Raw genomic sequence first — 17,245 nt, 5'->3', positions numbered from 1 at the left:
GGCAGCCAACCGAGCTGATCCTGGAAACTTTCCAAGGGTCGCCGACGCCCGATAGGATGTTCCGGTTTTCACAGCACTTTTTCCGGGAACAAGGGCTTCATGGAGCGTCGGGTCCTCATCGTCGAAAGCGATCACGAATTAGCGCTCAGCATGGCCACCGTGCTCAAGGGCGCGGGTTACCAGACCAACCTGGCTGAGACGTCGGCTGACGCGCAGCGTGAGCTGGAGAAGCGGCGGCCAGACCTGGTCGTCCTGCGCGCGGAGTTGAAGGATCAGTCCGGCTTCGTCCTCTGCGGCAACATCAAGAAGGGCAAGTGGGGACAGAACCTCAAGGTGCTCCTCATCTCCTCCGAAAGCGGCGTGGAGGGCCTGGCGCAGCATCGCCAGACCCCGCAAGCGGCGGACGGCTATCTGGCCTTCCCGTTCGAGCTGGGCGACCTGACCGCGTTGAGCCACGGCATCGTGCCGCCCGGTACGGATGACACCAGCGCGTCGCTGGACGCCGCGCTGAATGGGACGCGCGAGGCACCGCCGCCCATGCCGCCGTCGCTCAAGGCCGCGGGTGGCCCGCCGAAGCTGCCCAAGCGCGAGCGCCGCAGCGCGATGACGGAAGAGGACCGCGCGTTCCTCGACCGCACGTTCCAGTCCATCGCGGAGCGCAAGGCGGAGCTGCTCGCGGAGTCGCGTCAGCTCAAGCGTCCGCCGCCGCGGCGCGAGCTGATGGGCACGCCCGAGGGCAAGATTCAAATCCTCCGCGACGAGCTGAAGACGCGTGAGGCCCAGCTCGCCCGCCTCTCCGAAATCTGGAGCGTGCGCGAGCGCGAGCTGCTCTCCGGCGAGGACCGCATCCACGAGAAGGACGTGGAGCTGCAGGGCCTGAAGATGCAGGTGGACGACCTGCTGCGCCGCTTCAACGAGGCCCAGCAGGCCACCATCCAGAAGGAGCGCGAGCACGGCGCCACCGTCGACGACCTGCTCCTCCAGAAGTTCTCCGCGGAGAAGGACCTCATCGAGGTCGTCGCCTCCAAGGAGAAGGACATCAACCTCCTGCGCCGCGAGGTCTCCCGCGCCGAGGAGGAGCTGGCCCGCCGCGCCAGCGAGCTGGAGCACGGCCGCAACGAGTACGACAAGCTGGAGAAGCACCTCGGCGTCGTCACGCTGGAGTTCGAGGTCAAGGAGCAGAAGCTCCAGGACACCGTCCTCGCGAATGAAGGCGAAATCGCGCGGCTGACCAGGCGCGGTGACGACTTCGAGGCCGAGCTGGGCCGCACCATCAGCGAGCGCGACCAGCGCTTCGCCGAGCTGGACGGCGAAATCCAGGCCCTCCAGGAGCGGCTGCAGCAGACCGAGCAGGAGCGCGACACCACCGTGCGCGGCCTGGAGGCCCGCGCGGCCCGCGCCGAGGAGCATGGCACCCAGGCGGACGCGGAGATCCACCGGCTGAACGCCGAGCGCGACGCGCTGGAGGCGAAGCTCAGCCAGCAGGTCGCGGACCTGGAGACCGACCTCGCGCGCACCACGGGCGAGCGGGACCAGCTCCGGCTGGACAAGGATGCCCAGGAGGCCGAGCTCACCCGGCGCGTCGAGGAGCGTGACGCCAAGCTTGGCACGCTGGAGCGCGAGCTGTCGGAGACCATCGCCCGGAACGAGCACACCGAGGCGGAGCTCAACGCCAACATCCAGCAGCACCTGGAGCGCATCGGCGAGCTCGAGGGCGAGGTCGAGGCCGTCAAGGCGCACCTGGACGACCGCGAGAACGAGCTGACCGCGGAGCTCCAGGCGCTGGGACAGGCCAAGGACGAGCTGGAGACGGACCTCAACGACCGGCTCCAGGCGCTCTCCCAGGCGAAGGCCGAGCTGGAGGCGGACCTCACCGGCCAAATCCAGGCGCTCACCTCGCAGCTCGAGGAGACGCAGCGGCAGCTCGACGACTCGCAGCGGACCGGCGAACAGCGCTCCGCGCGCGTCGCCATGCTGGAGGACACCGTCGCCCAGCGCGACGGCACCATCGAAGCCCTGCAAGGGGACGTGGCCGCGCGCGACCAACGCATCTCCGAGCTGAGCGGTGACCTGGAGGCCACCAGCCAGACGCTGACGCAGACGCAGCAGACGCTGGCGCAGACGGAGCAGCAGCTCGCCGACACGCAGAACACCCTGGCCAGCACCGAAGGCACCCTGGCGCAGACGCGCGGCGAGCTGGACGCCACCAGCCAGACGCTTGCGGACACGCAGGCGCGGCTCTCCGACACGGAGGGCACGCTGGCGCAGACGCGCGGCGAGCTGGAGGCCACCAGCCAGACGCTGACGCAGACGCAGCAGACGCTGGCCCAGACCGAGGACTCGCTCGCGCAGACGCGCGGCGAGCTGGACGCCACCAGCCAGACGCTGACGCAGACGCAGCAGACGCTGGCGCAGACGGAGCAGCAGCTCGCCGACACGCAGAACACCCTGGCCAGCACCGAAGGCACCCTGGCGCAGACGCGCGGCGAGCTGGACGCCACCAGCCAGACGCTGGCCCAGACGCAGCAGCAGCTCGCCAGCACGGAAGGTGCGCTGGCGGAGACGCGCGGCGAGCTGGACGCGACCAGCCAGACGCTGGCGCAGACGCAGCAGACGCTGGCCCAGACCGAGGACTCGCTCGCGCAGACGCGCGGCGAGCTCGACGCGACCAGCCAGACGCTGGGGCAGACGCAGCAGACGCTGGCGCAGACGGAGCAGCAGCTCGCCGACACGCAGAGCACCCTGGCCAGCACCGAAGGCACCCTGGCGGAGACGCGCGGCGAGCTGGACGCCACCAGCCAGACGCTGGCGGACACGCAGGCGCGGCTCTCCGATACGGAAGGCGCGCTGGCGCAGACCCGCGACACCCTGGCCCACACCACCCACGAGCGCGACCAGCGCATCGCGGAGCTGGCGGACCTGGGCGCGGCGAAGGACGCCCTGGAGCAGGACCTCACCGGCCAGATTGGCCAGCTCCGCAGCGAGCTGTCCGAGACGCAGGGGAACTACGAGGCCGAGCGCGCCGCGCATGAGAAGCTGGCCGCGGAGTCGAGCGCGCACATCGGCGACCTCACCAGCGAGCGCGACGGGCTGCGCGCCGAGTTGGAGGCCACCAGCCAGACGCTGGAGCAGACGCAGGGCCAGCTCGCCGCCACCCGCGACGCGCTGGCGAAGGAGCAGCACGCCCACCAGGAGAGCCGGAAGGCCGCGGCGAACACCCAGGCCGCGCTGGAAGGACAGCTCGCCGAGGCGCGCGCCCATGGCGAGGACCTGGGCGAGCACCTCACGCTCACCAAGCACGAGCTGGGCACCCGCGTCGCCGAGGTGACGCAGCTCACCGCGACGCTGGCCCAGGCGGAGAACGCCCGCGCCACCCTGGAAGAGCGGCTGCACACGCTCACCGAGGAGTCGCAGCGCCGCGAGGAGCTCCTCCAGCACGACCTGACACAGAAGGGCACCGAGCTGTCGGACACGCTCCGCAAGCTCACCCACGTGACGCAGGAGAAGATGCGTCAGGCGGAGGTGCTCAACCGCGAGGTGGCCACCCGCACCGAGCAGCTCAAGGCGATGGAGGCCAGGCTCCAGGCGCAGGCCACCGAGGCCCGCCGTCAGGCCGAGGGCCTGGGGCAGCAGGTCGCCGGCCTCAACGAGCAGCTCGAGCAGGGCCGCAAGGCGCTGGCGGGCCGCGAGGACCAGCTCCGCGCCGCGGGCACCGCCCAGCAGAAGCTCACCGCCGAACGGGACGGCCTCGCGGGCCAGCTCCAGCAGGCGGAGGCCCGGCTCCAGCAGCAGGCCCAGCAGGCCACCCAGGAGCGCGCGGACGCAAAGCGCGCGGCGGACGAGCTGGCGGCGAAGCTGGCCAAGGCCGAGCAGCGCGTCGCCCAGCTCACGCAGGACGCCCAGACGCAGGCCGCGGAACACGACGCCAGGGCCAAGGAGCTGCAGGGTCAGCTCACCGCGCGGGCTAAGAAGATCCAGGACCTGGAGCTGGCGGTGGAGAACGCGCACGGCACCAAGGCCCGCGCGGAGAAGGAGCTCAACGCCAAGGTGGCCGCGGCGGAGGCCAGGGCCCACGAGGCCACCACCCGCCTGGCCGCCGCGCAGAAGGAGCGCAAGGACCTGGAGGCGCGGCACGCCAAGGAGCAGGAGGAGCTCACCGCGAAGCAGAAGGCGGAGCTGGAGCGCCGCGACACCATCAAGGCCCAGGAGGTCGCCCGCCTGCAGCAGTCCGTGCAGGAGAAGAGCAAGGCCCTCAAGGTCGCCGAGCTGGAGCTGGCCCGGTACAAGAGCAAGTCCACCGCCGCGGCCTCCAAGGCCGCCGCCAGGCCCGCCGAGGACGACGACCTGGCGGTGAGGACACAGCTCAACCAGGTCATCCCGCCCACCGCGGCGCCGGCGGCACCGGCGAAGAAGGCCGCCGCCAGACCCGCGGCGCAGGCCGCCGCGAAGAAGGCCCCTGCCCCTGCCCCGGCGCCGGCCCCCGCCCCGCCCGCGGCGCTGAGCGACGACTCCGAGCCCACCGACCGGACCCTGCTCATCCAGCTCCCCACGGCCAAGGAGGACGACGACTGGACCGCCCTGGTGGACGAGCTGGACAAGTAGCCTGGCGGGGAGGCGCCCCGCCTCGAAACCCCGAGGCTTCAATGAAGCGGCCCTGACATCCATGCCCTGGCCGGGCAGGTGTGTCAGGGCCGTTTCAGTTCCAACCAGGCAGGGGTCGGGCGGCCCCCACCGCGCTCAAAGCGAGGCGCGCGCCTCGCGGACCAGCTCCTTGAAGTGGAGCGTGGAGACGACCTCCCGGAGGGTCACCTGGTGTCCGTCGCTCAGCGCCTCCTCTTGGGCGCGGCGCCAACTGTTACGAAGTGTCCGCAGGGAGACGTAGGCGAGCAGGAGTGGGAACCCGCCTGGGAGCAGGACGACCGCCACCATCATCACCATCCGGATCCACGCCCACACCATGACCACGCACCTCCCTGAGTACCGAGTCGCGGCCAAGAGATGCACGGCGTGTGCCCACGGTGCGCAAAAAATTTCCTCACGGATTTCCGCGTGGTTGCCAGGCAGCGCGGCGGACGGGCCACGTTGGCGACGCCGGAACCCTGGCATTTTTGCCGCAGTCGCCTGGAGGGCGTCGGTTAAGTTCACGGGGTGAGCACCCCTTCAACGGTTGAGAGCCGCGCCTTCACCAGCGTGGAGGACGCGGAGAAGCGCCTGGAGCAGGTGGGCTATCTGTCCTCGCCGGAGATCGCCACGGCGGCCTTCCTGGCGGACCGGATGGACAAGCCCATCCTGGTGGAAGGCCCCGCTGGCGTCGGCAAGACGGAGCTGGCCAAGGCGCTGTCCCAGGCGCTGGGGCGCGAGTTCATCCGGCTCCAGTGCTACGAGGGCCTGGACGAGGCGAAGGCCCTCTACGAGTGGGAGTACGCCAAGCAGCTCCTCTACACCCAGCTCCTCAAGGACAAGATTGGGGACATGGTGCAGGGCACCACCACGCTGGCGCAGGCGGCGGACCGGCTGGCCTCCAGCGACGCGGTGTTCTTCTCCGAGCGCTTCCTGCTGCCCCGCCCGGTGCTGCGCGCCCAGCTCTCCGAGCGCCCCGCCCTGCTGCTGGTGGACGAAATCGACAAGGCGGACCCGGAGTTCGAGGCCTTCCTGCTGGAGGTGCTCTCCGACAACGCCGTCACCATCCCCGAGCTGGGCACCTTCCGGGCCAGGCACATCCCCCGCGTGCTGCTCACCTCCAACGCCGCGCGCGAGCTGTCCGACGCCCTCAAGCGCCGCTGCCTCCACCTGCACATCGACTTCCCGGACCGCGAGCGTGAGCTGCGCATCGTCCGCGCGCGCCTCCCGCAGGTCCCCCAGGTGCTGGCCGAGCAGGTCGTGGAGGCCGTCGCCGCCATCCGCGCGTTGGACTTGAAGAAGGCGCCCTCCATCAGCGAGACGCTGGACTGGGCGCAGAGCCTGGCGCTGCTCAACGCGGAGCAGCTCACCTCGGACGTGGTGGCCTCCACGCTCAACCTCGTCCTCAAATACGAGGGCGACATCGAGAAGGCCAAGGCCAACCTGCCGCAGATCGCCCAGGCCTGACGGGCCCCCCAAAGCGCGTGCTGCTGAAGGAACGCTTTCAAATCACCCGGCCGCTCGAGGAGATGGAGCTCCGCCTCGTGCGCGCGTCCCTGGCCAACGCCGCCCTGGTGGACCCGCGCGAGGAGGCCATCCTGCGCACCGCGCTGTCGCTGGCGCGCCTCTACAAGGTGCGGCACGGCGGGCTCGACGTGGGCGTGGGCGCGCAGCTCACCCCGTTCCGCGAGGAGGTGGAGCGCCGCCTGGGCCCGGTCCTCCGGGGCCCCACCCCGCCCACGCGCGACCGGTTGATGCCGCACGTGAAGGACCTGCGCCAGCACGCCGCGAAGGCGCGTGACGCGGTGGCGGAGCGGCTGCGCGGCCGCGTCCCGCTGGAGGCGCTGGACCGGGAGATTCGCCACAAGGAGCTGGTGCTCGTCACCGGCGGGGGTGGCGGCACGGCCTACGTCTACCTGGGCGTGATGAGCCTGCTGGACGAGCACGGCCTGGAGCCGCGCCTGCTCGCCGGGACGTCCATGGGCGCCATCCTGGCCATCATGCGCTCACGCCTGGCGCGCTTCGACCCCACGGACATGATCAACATCGTCCGCGGGCTGTCCTTCCGGAAGCTCTTCCGCTTCATCTCCACGGAGAGCCGCTACGGGCTGCCCGCCGCGCTGCGGCTCTTCCTGCGCGCGGGGCTGGGCCGCTTCTTCGGCGCGGGGCCGGAGAGCAGCGGCATGCGGCTCAGGGACTTGCCGGTGCCCACCCTCATCGCCGTGGGCGGCATCCGCCGCGGCATGCTCCCCCGGCCGCTGGAGTATTACGAGCGCCTGTTGGGGACCAGCCCCCTGGGCCTGCTCAACCCCGCGGGCGTGGCCCGCCGCATCCAGGCCGCCATGGGCGCCATGGCCGAGCTCTTCACCCGCCCCGAAGTCACCGCCCGCCTCTACCTGGGCGCGGACGACGCCACCGGCGACTTCGACGCGCTCGACGCCGCGGGCTTCTCGTCCGCGCTGCCCGGCGTCATCCACTACGACGTGCTGCGCGAGGACCCGGCCATGCACACCCTGGTGGAAGGACTGATGGGCCAGCACGGCGTCGCGCGGCTCATTGACGGAGGACTGGTGGACAACCTGCCCGCGAAGGCGGCGTGGAAGGCGGTGGCCCGGGGCCGCATCGGCACGCGCAACGCGTTCATCCTCGCGCTCGACGGCTTCGCCCCGAAGCTGACCACGCCCTTCTGGCTGCCCCTTCAGCGGCTGGCCGCGATGACGGTGGCGCCCAACCTTCCCTATACGCACCACGTCAAACGCTTCCCGCGAACATTGTCGCCCGTGGAAGTCGTACCGTCGGTGGAACTGGCCGCGAAGGCGCTACACTTCGGACGAGCGGCGCTGGCGGAGGACATCCCGTTCCTCCGCAGGATGCTCGCTCCCCTGCCACCGGTGCTTTGACCTCCCTGGGCCACGAAACTCGCTTTGACCTCATAGGTTCCGCTGATTAGAAGGCCCCCGGCTGTCCCACACCTCAAACATCCAGGCGAAGGAACATCGAATGAGCTCGACCTCGAGTAGTGGAGTGCGCGCCGAGCAGATCTGGCTCGACGGCCGACTGATGAAGTGGGACGAGGGCCACGTGCATCTGATGACGCACGCGCTGCATTACGGCCTGGGCGTCTTCGAAGGCATCCGCGCGTACAAGACGCACGACGGGCGCCTGGCCGTCTTCCGGCTGCGTGAGCACATCCGCCGGCTGCTCGACTCGGCCCACATCATCATGCTCAAGATTCCGTACACCGAGGACGAGCTCTTCGACGCGTGCGTGAATCTGCTGCGCGCGCAGAAGGACCTGTTCGCCAACGGCGCGTACCTGCGGCCGGTGGCCTTCATGGGCGACGGCGCCATGGGCCTGGGCGCGGTGAACCCCACCCGCACGGCCGTGACGGCGTGGGACTGGGGCGCGTACCTGGGTGACAAGGGCATCAAGGAAGGCATCCGCGCCAAGGTCAGCTCGTACACGCGCATGCACGTGAACGTGAACATGGTGCGCGGGAAGATCACCGGCCAGTACGTCAACTCCATCCTCGCCAAGCGCGAGGCGGTGATGGCGGGCTATGACGAGGCCATCCTCCTGGACGTCAGCGGCTTCGTCGCCGAGGCCTCCGGCGAGAACATCTTCCAGGTGAACAAGAAGGGCGTCATCAAGACGCCCCCGCTGTCCTGCCCCATCCTGGACGGCATCACCCGCGACACGGTGCTGCACATCCTGCGCGACAGCGGCCGCACGGTGGAGGAGGTCACCTTCACCCGCGACGCGCTCTACATCACCAACGAGATCTTCTTCTGCGGCACGGCGGCGGAGATCACCCCCGTGCGCGAGGTGGACAACCGCCAGGTGGGCGACGGCAAGCCCGGCCCCATCACCCGGCACGTGCAGGACATGTACTTCCGCATCGTGCGCGGCCAGGAGCCGAAGTACGCCGAGTGGCTCACGTACATCTAGCCGCCCCGCTTGAAGCCCCCCTCTTCCACGCGGGAGGGGGGCCTGGGCACGCCGCCTCGCCGCCCGCCCGGCGGGCCGCCCCAGGATGACGCCACGTCCCGCGCCCGAGCGCCCGCTGAATGGGCTACAACGGGGCTTGATGGCTCCTCCCGCTGGCTACGACTACGACGACAACCCGTTCAAGCTTGAGAATCCATCCATCCTCGACATCGCTCCGCCGGAGCCGAAGTCCGTGGAGGACACGGGGCTCAAGATGGGCATCCTGTCCGACATCGCCCTGAAGTACCTCTATTACGTGGGCACGGGCACGGGCATGGGCATCGCGGACGAGATGCGCCTGCCCTGGCCGGGCGTCATCGAGCACGTGGTGGACTTCCTGGCCACGGAGAAGCTGGTGGACCTGCGCGGCGGCAAGGGCTTTGGCCGCGCGTCGGTGGAGTTCATCCTGTCGGAGAAGGGCCGCGAGTACGCGCGCGACGCGCTCACCCGCACCACCTACGTGGGCCCCGCGCCGGTGCCCATCGAGCAGTACAACGCGCTCATCACCAGCCAGACGGAGGAGACGCCCGTCGTCAGCCAGGAGGAGCTGGTGATGGCGCTCAGCCACCTCACCGTGCCCGCGGAGCTGATGGACAAGCTGGGCCCGGCGGTGAACTCCGGCCGCTCGTTGTTCCTCTACGGCTCGCCCGGCAACGGCAAGACGAGCCTGGCCGAGGCCGTCTCCAACATGTTCGGCGGCGAGGTCTTCGTCCCCCACTGCCTGGAGATTGGCAATCAGATCATCCAGGTCTACGACCGGCTCATCCACACGCCGGTGTCGCTGGAGGTGGGCCGGGACACGTCGGGCCGCCGCCAGACGTTCGAAATGGACAACCGGTGGCTGGTCTGCCGCCGGCCCTCCGTCGTCGTGGGCGGCGAGCTGACGCTGGCCATGCTGGACCTCATCTATTCGGAGAGCACCCGCTTCTACGAAGCGCCGTTCCAGGTGAAGGCCAACGGCGGCATGCTCCTCATCGACGACTTCGGCCGCCAGAAGGTCCACCCCACGGACCTGCTCAACCGGTGGATCGTCCCCCTGGAGAAGCGGGTGGACTTCCTCACCCTCCACACCGGCAAGAAGTTCGAAATCCCCTTCGACCAGCTCCTCGTCTTCTCCACCAACCTGGACCCCAAGGAGCTGGTGGACGAGGCCTTCCTGCGCCGCATCAAGTACAAGATTGAGGTCGGGAACCCCGACGAAGAGGCTTACCGGGAAATCTTCAGCCGCGTCTGCGAGGCGGCGGGAATCCCGTACGTGGACCAGGCCGTCACGTACCTCATCGAGCACTACTACAAGCCCCGGAGCATGGAGCTGCGCTCGTGTCACCCGCGGGACCTGGTGAGCCTCATCCGGGACGCGGCGCGATACCGGCAGATACCCCCGGCGCTCTCCAAGGACCTGCTCGACCAGGCGTGCGAGGTGTTCCTCGTCAATCTGTGATGATTTCGTTGTTACAACCGCGCGGAATTTCTAGAATCCACGCGCCGTTGTACCGCTCGGCCGCATGCTTCGTGTACCGCCCGCGGCGGACCCGCAGCGAGAAGGAGCCGCAGTCCGTGAAGGAACGCTACCAGGACATCGATGAGAAGAACGAGACGCTGCGTGGGTACCTCGACATCTACAAGGACAAACCTGACGCGCGCGAGTTCATGGACAAGATGGAGATGTCGTGGATCTACCACGACGCCGCGCTGGAGGGAGTCGTCTACACCCATCAGGAGCTGATGGCCGCGCTGTTCCCGCATCGGACCAGCGCGGAGGCCTCCATGATTCCGGTCGTCCTTGAAATCCGGAACCACAAGGCCGTCTGCGACTACATCCGCGAGGAGGCGGCGGGCGCCAGGAAGCAGGCGCAGATCACGCTGACCACCATCAAGCGGATGCACGACCTCTTCCTGGGCAACACGCCCGAGGCGCAGACGGAGCGCGCGCGCATGGAGCGCCGCGAGCGCACCGAGAAGGAGCTGGCCAAGGAGCGGGACAGGTCCGGGCTGCGCAAGGACATGCCGCTGCACCGCACGTACTTCCACGACATCGCCCAGCCGGCGAAGATCCAGCCGGAGCTGGAGAAGCTCGTGGACTACACGGCCAGCGCCGAGTTCCGTGAGTTCCACCCCATCAAGCAGGCGGCCACGGTCCAGCACAAGTTCGTGCAGATCTTCCCCTTCACCGAGCACAGCGGGAAGGTGGGGCGCATGTGCAGCAACCTCATCCTGCTGCGCAACGGCTACATGCCCGCCGTCATCCACTCCATCGACCGGCAGCGCTACTACGAGTCCTTCCGGGGACCCGCGGCGGCCTTCCGCACGGTGCTGATGGACGCGATGGAGAACTCGCTGGACAACGGCATGAAGTACTTCCGGGACCTGGGGCGCAAGTACAAGGCGCTGAACGGCTAGCCCACGTCCGGCGGCGGCCCGGCGGGGGAGCGCGCTGGCTCACGCTCCTCCCGCGCGCCGTGAAGAATCCGGGGTCCGTCGACACCATTGGTGTGTTGGCAACAGACCCCGGATTCTCGAATCCCAGGACGGGAGGAAGTAAGAAGAATACCCATGCCTGTGACCCAGTCCCTCAACAGCCGCCGCGGAGCCGGAAACTCGGGAGGCGAGCTGACGGAGCCCCCGCCAGCGCGGCTGGCCCATATGCCGGCCCGTGACAAGCTGGAGCGGCTCCTGCGCGTGGCCCAGGGCCACCACAAGGCGCTCATCCTCACCCACGACAACCCGGACCCGGACTCGCTGGCGGCGGCCGTCGCCCTGGCGCACCTGCTGGAGCACAAGGCGGGCATGGAGGCGCACGTCGGCTACGGGGGCATCATCGGCCGGGCGGAGAACATCGCCTTCGTGAAGGTGCTGCGCCTGCCCGTCTCGCACGTGTCGACGCTCGACCTCGACGAGTACGACCTCTTCGGGCTGGTGGACACCCAGCCGAAGGTGGGCAACCACTCGCTGCCCGCCAAGAAGGAGGCGCACGTGGTGGTGGACCACCACCCGCTGCGCCAGGAGAGCCTGGAGGCCCCCTTCGCGGACGTGGGGGGCGACTTCGGCGCCACCTCCACCATGCTGGTGGAGTACCTGCGCGCCGCGCGGCTGGAGCCCTCCGTGGAGGTGGCCACCGGCCTGTTCTACGGCATCAAGGCGGACACGCGGGACTTGGGCCGGGAGACGACGCCCACGGACGTGGACAGCTACCTGTGGCTGTTCCCCCGCATGGACAAGACGCTGCTGGCGCAGATTGAGCACCCCGAGCTGCCCGCGCGCTACTTCCAGCTCTACCACACGGCGTATGAGCGGGCGAAGGTGTACGGGACGGCCATCGTCACCGACCTGGAGGAGGTCTACTCCCCGGACATGGTGGCGGAGGTGGCCGAGCGGCTGATGTTCCTGGAAGGGATGAAGTGGTCGCTGGCCTTCGGGACGTACCGCAACCAGCTCTTCCTCAGCCTGCGGGTGAAGGACCGGCGGATGAACGCGGGGCGCCTCATCCGGGAGATTTGCGAGGACTACGGCGGCTCGTCCGGAGGCCACGGCAGCATGGCGGGCGCGCGGCTGCCGCTGTCCGGGAAGCTGGCGCAGCGCAAGGCCCTCAAGCGCGAGCTGGTGGGCAAGTTCCTGGAGGCCTTCGGCGTCTCGGACGAGCGGCCGGTGTCGCTGCTGTACGCGCAGGACTCGTGACGTACTGGGACTACAACGCGGCCGCGCCGGTGCGCCCGGAGGTGGTGGCGCTGCTGTCGCGGGCCTTCGCTTCCGGAGGCTTCGGCAACGCGTCCAGCGTGCACCAGGAGGGCCGCGCGGCCCGGGCGCGCCTGGACGCGGCGCGCGTGAAGGTGGCCCGCGTGCTCGGGTGCGAGCCGAAGGAGGTCAGCTTCACCGGCTCCGGCAGTGAGGCGGATGCGCTGGCGCTCCTGGGCGCCTGGTACGCCCGCCCACGGCCCGAGCGGCGGCGGGTGGTGACGTCCGCGGTGGAGCACCCCGCCCTGCTGGGCGCGGCGGCGCGGTTGGAGCGCGAGGGCGCGCACGTCGTCCGTGTGGCGCCAGGTCCGGAGGGACGCGTGCGCGAGGCCGAGGTGCTGGAGGCCCTGACGCCGGACACGGCGTTGTGCTCGCTGATGTGGGCCAACAACGAGACGGGCGTGCTCCAACCGGCGCGGGAGGTGGCGCGCGCGTGCCGGCAGCGCGGCGTGCTGTTCCACACGGACGCGGTGCAGGCCGCGGGCAAGGTCCCCCTGTCCCTGCGCGAGGTGGACGCCGACCTGCTGTCGCTGTCCGCGCACAAGTTCGGCGGGCCACCGGGCGTGGGCGTGCTGATGGTGCGCAAGCGCGTGGACGTCCAGGCGCTGACGCCAGGCCACCAGGAAGGCGGCCGCCGCGGCGGGACGCAGAACGTGCCCTACGCCGAAGCGCTGGCGCTGGCGTTGGAGCTGGCCGTGGCGGAGCTGCCCGAAACGGCGGCCCGGCTCACCGCGCTCCGAGACGCGTTCGAGCGAGAGGTGGCGGCGCGCCTGTCCGGCGTACACGTCAACGGCGGCGATGCGCCGCGCGTCCCCAACACCAGCAACCTGCGCTTCGACGCGGTGGAGGGGGAGTCGCTGCTGATGGCCCTGGACCTGGAGGGCATCTGCGTGTCGTCCGGCGCGGCCTGCGCGTCCGGCACGCTGTCGCCCTCCCACGTGCTGCGGGCCATGGGCCTGTCGGCGGCCCAGGCCCGGGGCAGCCTCCGCTTCAGCCTGGGGCCCGGCACGACGGAAGCGGACGTCACGCGCGTGGTGGAGGCGCTCGTCCGGCACGTCCCCAGCGTCCGCGCGCTGGCCGGCTAGGACACGGAGCGCCGGCTCAGGGGAAGGCGGAGGTGGAAGGTCGACCCCGCCCCCAGCGCCGACTTCACCGACAACGAGCCGCCGTGCAGCTTCGCCAGCGACGAGGCGATGTAGAGCCCCAGGCCATGCCCCTGGGCGGGCTCGGCGTCCGCCCGCTGGAAGCGCTCGAAGACGGAGGGGAGCGCCCCCGCCGAAATGCCGATGCCCCAGTCCCGGACGTGGATGTCCGCCAGCCCGGGGTGCAGCGAGAGGCCCAGCTCGACGCGCCGTGCCTCGCCCCCGTACTTCACCGCGTTGGAGAGCAGGTTGTTGAGCACCTGCCGCACCCGCTCCCCGTCGAAGGGCAGCAGCACCGGCGCCTCGGCGCCCACCAGCACGAACTCCACCTGCGGCTCCAGCTCGCGCCACTCCTGAATGAGCTCCCGGAGGAAGGCGACGATGTCGTCCTGCCTGGACTTCAGCTCCAGCTTTCCCTCGGCCAGGCGCGAGGCGTCCAGGATGGAGGAGATGAGGTGGCTCATCCGGTCCAACTGACGCAGCACCGCCTCGGTGGAGCGGACCTCGTCTTCCGAGCCCCGCTTCATCAGCTTGCGCAGCAGGACCTGGGCGTTGAGGCGGGCCGAGGAGAGCGGCGTCTTCAGCTCGTGGGCCACCCAGTTGAGCACCTCCTCGCGCGCCAGGACGGGCCCTCTGCGCGCGTCGCCGGACGCCTTCGGCTCCCCCAGGGTGGGGATGGCCACGGGCGGGCGCGCGCGAAGCGCGTTGGTGATGGCCTCCTCGAAGTCGTTCAGGTCCACCGGCTTGGCGAGGAAGACGTCCGCCTCCTCGCGGCCGGAGGGCCGCGCGGCGCTCAACAACACGAAGGGAACCGACGCGAGGCTCGGCTCCGCCCGCATGGCGCGCAGCAACTCCACGCCCGTCCGGCGGGGCATCATGTGGTCGCTGACCACCAGGTCCGGCGGCTCCGTGCGCGCCAGCATGAGGGCCTGCTCTCCGTTGTGGGCCCGGATGGCGCGGTAGCCAAGCGCCTCCACCAGCTCGGCGAAGACCTCGAGCAGGGCCTCCTCGTCCTCCGCGATGAGGATGCCGCTCATTCCTCGGCCCCGATGCGCGTCCCCAGGGGCCGCGCCTGCCCCGTCAACAACCCTTCCGCGGAGCGCATCGTCGCGAGGACCTTCATCCCCGAGTCGGCGATCTGGAACTCGCGCAAGTCATTGTCGTACTTGCTGTCGCGCATCTTGAGCACGGAGAGGAGGCGGTGGATGCGCCCGCGCAGCTCGACGTAGCGCAGGAGGAGCAGGTTCTCCCCGAGGATGGAGACGGGCGCGTCGCTGAAGTCGAGCTCCGTGCCGGCCACCTTGGAGACCTCGCGGGTGTAGAGCGTCGTCACGCCCGCCCGGCGCAACCGCTCCGCGAGCGCGGCCAGGAAGAGCTGCCTGCGCTCAGGATCGACGATGGACTGCTCCAGCGTCGTGAGGCCATCGATGACCAGCCGCTTCACGTTCCGCCGCGCCACCTCCTGGAGGATGCGGTCCACCACGAGGTCCGCCTCCAGCTCCAAGGGAGGAATGTAGAGGTAGATGAGCATGCCGCTCGTCACGTAGCGCTCCACGTCCAGCCGGATGCGCCGCGCCCGGGCAGCGAGCGACGCCGTGGAGTCATGGAAGGACACGAAGAGGGCGTGCTCTCCCAGGCGCGCGCCCTCGGCCGCGAAGTGCGCCGCCAGCAGCGTCTTGCCAATGCCCATGCTCCCCGCGAGCAGCGTGGCGCTCGTTCGGGGAAGGCCGCCCTCCATCAACGCGTCCAACTCCGGCAGACCGAAGCTGACGCGGCCCTCGGGTGGCGGCGTGTCACTTCCGGCGGACGCCAGCGCCTCCAGGCGGGGGATGAAGGACACCCCCTCCCCGTCGATGCGCATCAGGTGCGCGCCGGCCAGGTGGGGCCGGCCGCGCAGCTTCACGACCTCTACGCGGCGCATGCGGCGGGCGCCGAGCTTCGTCACCGACAGGGAGACGAGGCCGTCCACCGTGGTGGCCTCGGGCAGCGTCAGCAGCTTCTCCAGGGGATACTCGGTGGTGAAGAGGCCGATGCAGTCCGCCGCGGCCAGGCCAATGCCCAGCTCGTAGAGGAACTCCCGCAGGCGCGCCTCGTCCTGCCAGAGGTCCCGGATGGCGCGAAGTCCGTCGATGAAGAGCAGCTTCGCGCCCCGCTTGCGCACCGTCTGGATGATGAGGTCACGCGTCTCCCGGGCGCCCTGCTTGAGCGAGGAGTACGCGCTCATCACGAAGAGCTTGTCGTCCAGCAGCGCCTCCTTGAAGAAGCTGAAGCTGGTCAGCTCGCCCACGAGCTTGTCATGGGGCTCGGACGTGACGGTGACCAGCACGACGGGCAGGCCGCGCGCCGCGGCGAGGAAGGCCACCTGGCTGCAGAGCACCGTCTTTCCGCAGCCGGGGTCTCCCGCCACGATGAGGGACTGACGACGGGGGATGCCGCCCCCCAGCAACGCATCAAAGCTCGGGATGCCCGTTTCGAAGAGTGACCACGTCCGGCGATCCATTCAGGGTTCCGTCGATTGGCGGGGAAGGAAAGGTCGAGAGCTAACAATCCGTCCATGAGAGGCCAAGCCTCTCCCTCGAACTTCAGGGCGCGGATGCCGCCGAGATGCACGCTGTTCGACAGGTGCACGCCGGAACACGCGCGCGACGGCAAGGCCCCCTGCCCCGGCTCCTCCGGAATGGAGGCGAGCACGCGCGCGGCTGCCCTCGCGCGGGTACGCGGACGCCAGCCACAGGTGGACGTCCGCGCGCCCCGAAGAACCCTGACAATCCCCTGTCACCCGGGCGGTGCAGCGTCCCCCCTGCCAACCCGCGTCAGTCCCGGAGGACTGCCATGAAGCTCTATTTCCATCCGATGTCCGGAAACTCGCGCCGCGTCCTGCTCGTGGCCGCCCACCTCGACCTGCCGCTGGAGCGCGTCGTGGTCGACCTGCCCCGAGGCGAACAACGGGCGGCGTCACACCTGGCGCGCAACCCCATGGGCCGGGTCCCCGTCCTGGACGACAACGGGTTCCTGCTGTGGGAGTCGCGCGCCATCATGCAGTACCTGGCGGAGCAGACGCCGGGACAGACGCTGTATCCGGCGGACGCCCAGGGCCGCGCGGACGTCAACCGCTGGCTCTCCTGGTGCGCCACCCACATGTCGCCAGCGGCGACCGTCCTCGTCTTCGAGCGCTTCGTGAAGGCGCTCAAGGGCGACGCCCCCGACCCCGCGGAGGTCGCTCGAGGCGAGGCGCTCTTCGCGCAGAGCGCGCCCATCCTGGACGCGCACCTCGCGGGCCGGGAGTGGGTCGCCCAAGGCCGGCTGACCCTCGCGGACCTCTCCCTGGCCTCGGCCTTCGCCCTCGCCGGCCCGGCGCGCCTGCCGCTCGGCGGCTACGCGAACCTCCAGACCTGGCTCGGGCGCGTGCAGGCGCTGGAGGCGTGGAAGCGCACCGCGCCGCCAGCACCGCCCGTCGCGGCCCGCGGCTGAACCCGGGGGCCCGGCCGCACGCAGGGAGCGCGCGGGCTACCAGCCCTGCTCGGGCAGGGACTGCTCGCGCACGTCCTCGTCGGGCTGCCCGTACCCCGGCATCCCGTCCTCCCGGGCCTCCTTGTCCAGCCTCCGCGGGTGCCCGGCGGCCTCTTCCGCTTTGCGTTCGCTCTCGTCCTGGTCCGACGCGGGCTTCTTGGGCTCAGTGGCCATCGGTCCGTTCCTCCCTCGCGCGACCTCACGCGACGCCAGGAAGGTCTTCATCGGATGGGGCAATGGACAGGGCGCGCAGC

Annotated in this window: 13 protein-coding genes; 9 read left to right on the top strand and 4 right to left on the bottom strand. The window is 70.1% G+C overall.

All coding sequences use genetic code 11. The annotated features are described in order from the left end of the window. Positions 1–99: 99 nt before the first annotated feature. Complete coding sequence (locus MYMAC_RS14785; RefSeq protein ID WP_095958565.1) at positions 100–4,602, top strand: response regulator; 4,503 nt, start codon at positions 100–102, stop codon at positions 4,600–4,602. Positions 4,603–4,737: 135 nt separating this feature from the next. Here the strand turns inward: MYMAC_RS14785 and MYMAC_RS14780 are convergent, their stop codons facing one another. Beyond that, positions 4,738–4,959 carry a hypothetical protein gene (locus tag MYMAC_RS14780; RefSeq protein ID WP_013939563.1) on the bottom strand — a complete coding sequence of 74 codons (222 nt, stop codon included), beginning with the start codon at positions 4,957–4,959 and terminating at the stop codon, positions 4,738–4,740. Positions 4,960–5,148: 189 nt separating this feature from the next. Here MYMAC_RS14780 and MYMAC_RS14775 point away from each other — a divergent pair, with 189 nt between their 5' ends. The 7 genes from MYMAC_RS14775 to MYMAC_RS14745 all read left to right on the top strand — a co-directional run bounded on the left by MYMAC_RS14775 (position 5,149) and on the right by MYMAC_RS14745 (position 13,424). Beyond that, positions 5,149–6,087: an AAA family ATPase gene (locus tag MYMAC_RS14775; protein ID WP_095958564.1), complete on the top strand. Its 939-nt coding sequence runs from the start codon at positions 5,149–5,151 to the stop codon at positions 6,085–6,087. A 17-nt stretch (positions 6,088–6,104) separates the two neighbouring features. After that, on the top strand, positions 6,105–7,520 hold the full coding sequence (locus MYMAC_RS14770) for a patatin-like phospholipase family protein (protein WP_095958563.1): 1,416 nt from the start codon (positions 6,105–6,107) through the stop codon (positions 7,518–7,520). Positions 7,521–7,620: 100 nt separating this feature from the next. Further along, positions 7,621–8,568 (top strand): branched-chain amino acid transaminase, encoded by a 948-nt coding sequence (locus tag MYMAC_RS14765; RefSeq protein ID WP_095958562.1) that lies wholly within the window; start codon positions 7,621–7,623, stop codon positions 8,566–8,568. 139 nt (positions 8,569–8,707) lie between these two features. Beyond that, entirely contained in the window at positions 8,708–10,048 is a 1,341-nt protein-coding gene (locus tag MYMAC_RS14760; protein ID WP_013939559.1) for an AAA family ATPase, read from the top strand. 116 nt (positions 10,049–10,164) lie between these two features. Beyond that, complete coding sequence (locus tag MYMAC_RS14755; protein ID WP_043712923.1) at positions 10,165–11,007, top strand: Fic family protein; 843 nt, start codon at positions 10,165–10,167, stop codon at positions 11,005–11,007. Positions 11,008–11,160: 153 nt separating this feature from the next. After that, positions 11,161–12,282, top strand: coding sequence for a DHH family phosphoesterase (locus MYMAC_RS14750; protein ID WP_095958561.1), 1,122 nt, complete (start codon positions 11,161–11,163; stop codon positions 12,280–12,282). Continuing rightward, on the top strand, positions 12,279–13,424 hold the full coding sequence (locus tag MYMAC_RS14745) for a cysteine desulfurase family protein (protein ID WP_095958560.1): 1,146 nt from the start codon (positions 12,279–12,281) through the stop codon (positions 13,422–13,424). The genes MYMAC_RS14750 and MYMAC_RS14745 overlap by 4 nt, the downstream gene beginning before the upstream one ends. Here MYMAC_RS14745 and MYMAC_RS14740 read toward each other — a convergent pair. Both MYMAC_RS14740 and MYMAC_RS14735 read right to left on the bottom strand, forming a co-directional pair. Continuing rightward, positions 13,421–14,518, bottom strand: coding sequence for an ATP-binding response regulator (locus MYMAC_RS14740; RefSeq protein WP_095958559.1), 1,098 nt, complete (start codon positions 14,516–14,518; stop codon positions 13,421–13,423). The genes MYMAC_RS14745 and MYMAC_RS14740 overlap by 4 nt on opposite strands. Further along, a complete protein-coding gene (locus MYMAC_RS14735) occupies positions 14,515–15,981 on the bottom strand; it encodes an ATPase domain-containing protein (protein ID WP_095958558.1) in 1,467 nt (488 codons plus the stop codon). The genes MYMAC_RS14740 and MYMAC_RS14735 overlap by 4 nt, the downstream gene beginning before the upstream one ends. A gap of 332 nt (positions 15,982–16,313) precedes the next feature. On the opposite strand from MYMAC_RS14735, the gene MYMAC_RS14730 reads away from it, so the two are divergent. Then, positions 16,314–16,952: a glutathione S-transferase family protein gene (locus MYMAC_RS14730; protein WP_013939553.1), complete on the top strand. Its 639-nt coding sequence runs from the start codon at positions 16,314–16,316 to the stop codon at positions 16,950–16,952. Between the two features lie 36 nt (positions 16,953–16,988). Here MYMAC_RS14730 and MYMAC_RS37215 read toward each other — a convergent pair whose 3' ends face one another. Next, positions 16,989–17,165: a hypothetical protein gene (locus MYMAC_RS37215; RefSeq protein WP_013939552.1), complete on the bottom strand. Its 177-nt coding sequence runs from the start codon at positions 17,163–17,165 to the stop codon at positions 16,989–16,991. Positions 17,166–17,245 lie beyond the last annotated feature (80 nt).

The organism is Corallococcus macrosporus DSM 14697, assembly GCF_002305895.1.
Classification (GTDB): domain Bacteria; phylum Myxococcota; class Myxococcia; order Myxococcales; family Myxococcaceae; genus Myxococcus; species Myxococcus macrosporus.
Note: the sequence above shows the minus strand (reverse complement) of the source record. Positions and strands in the feature narration are given on the sequence as shown.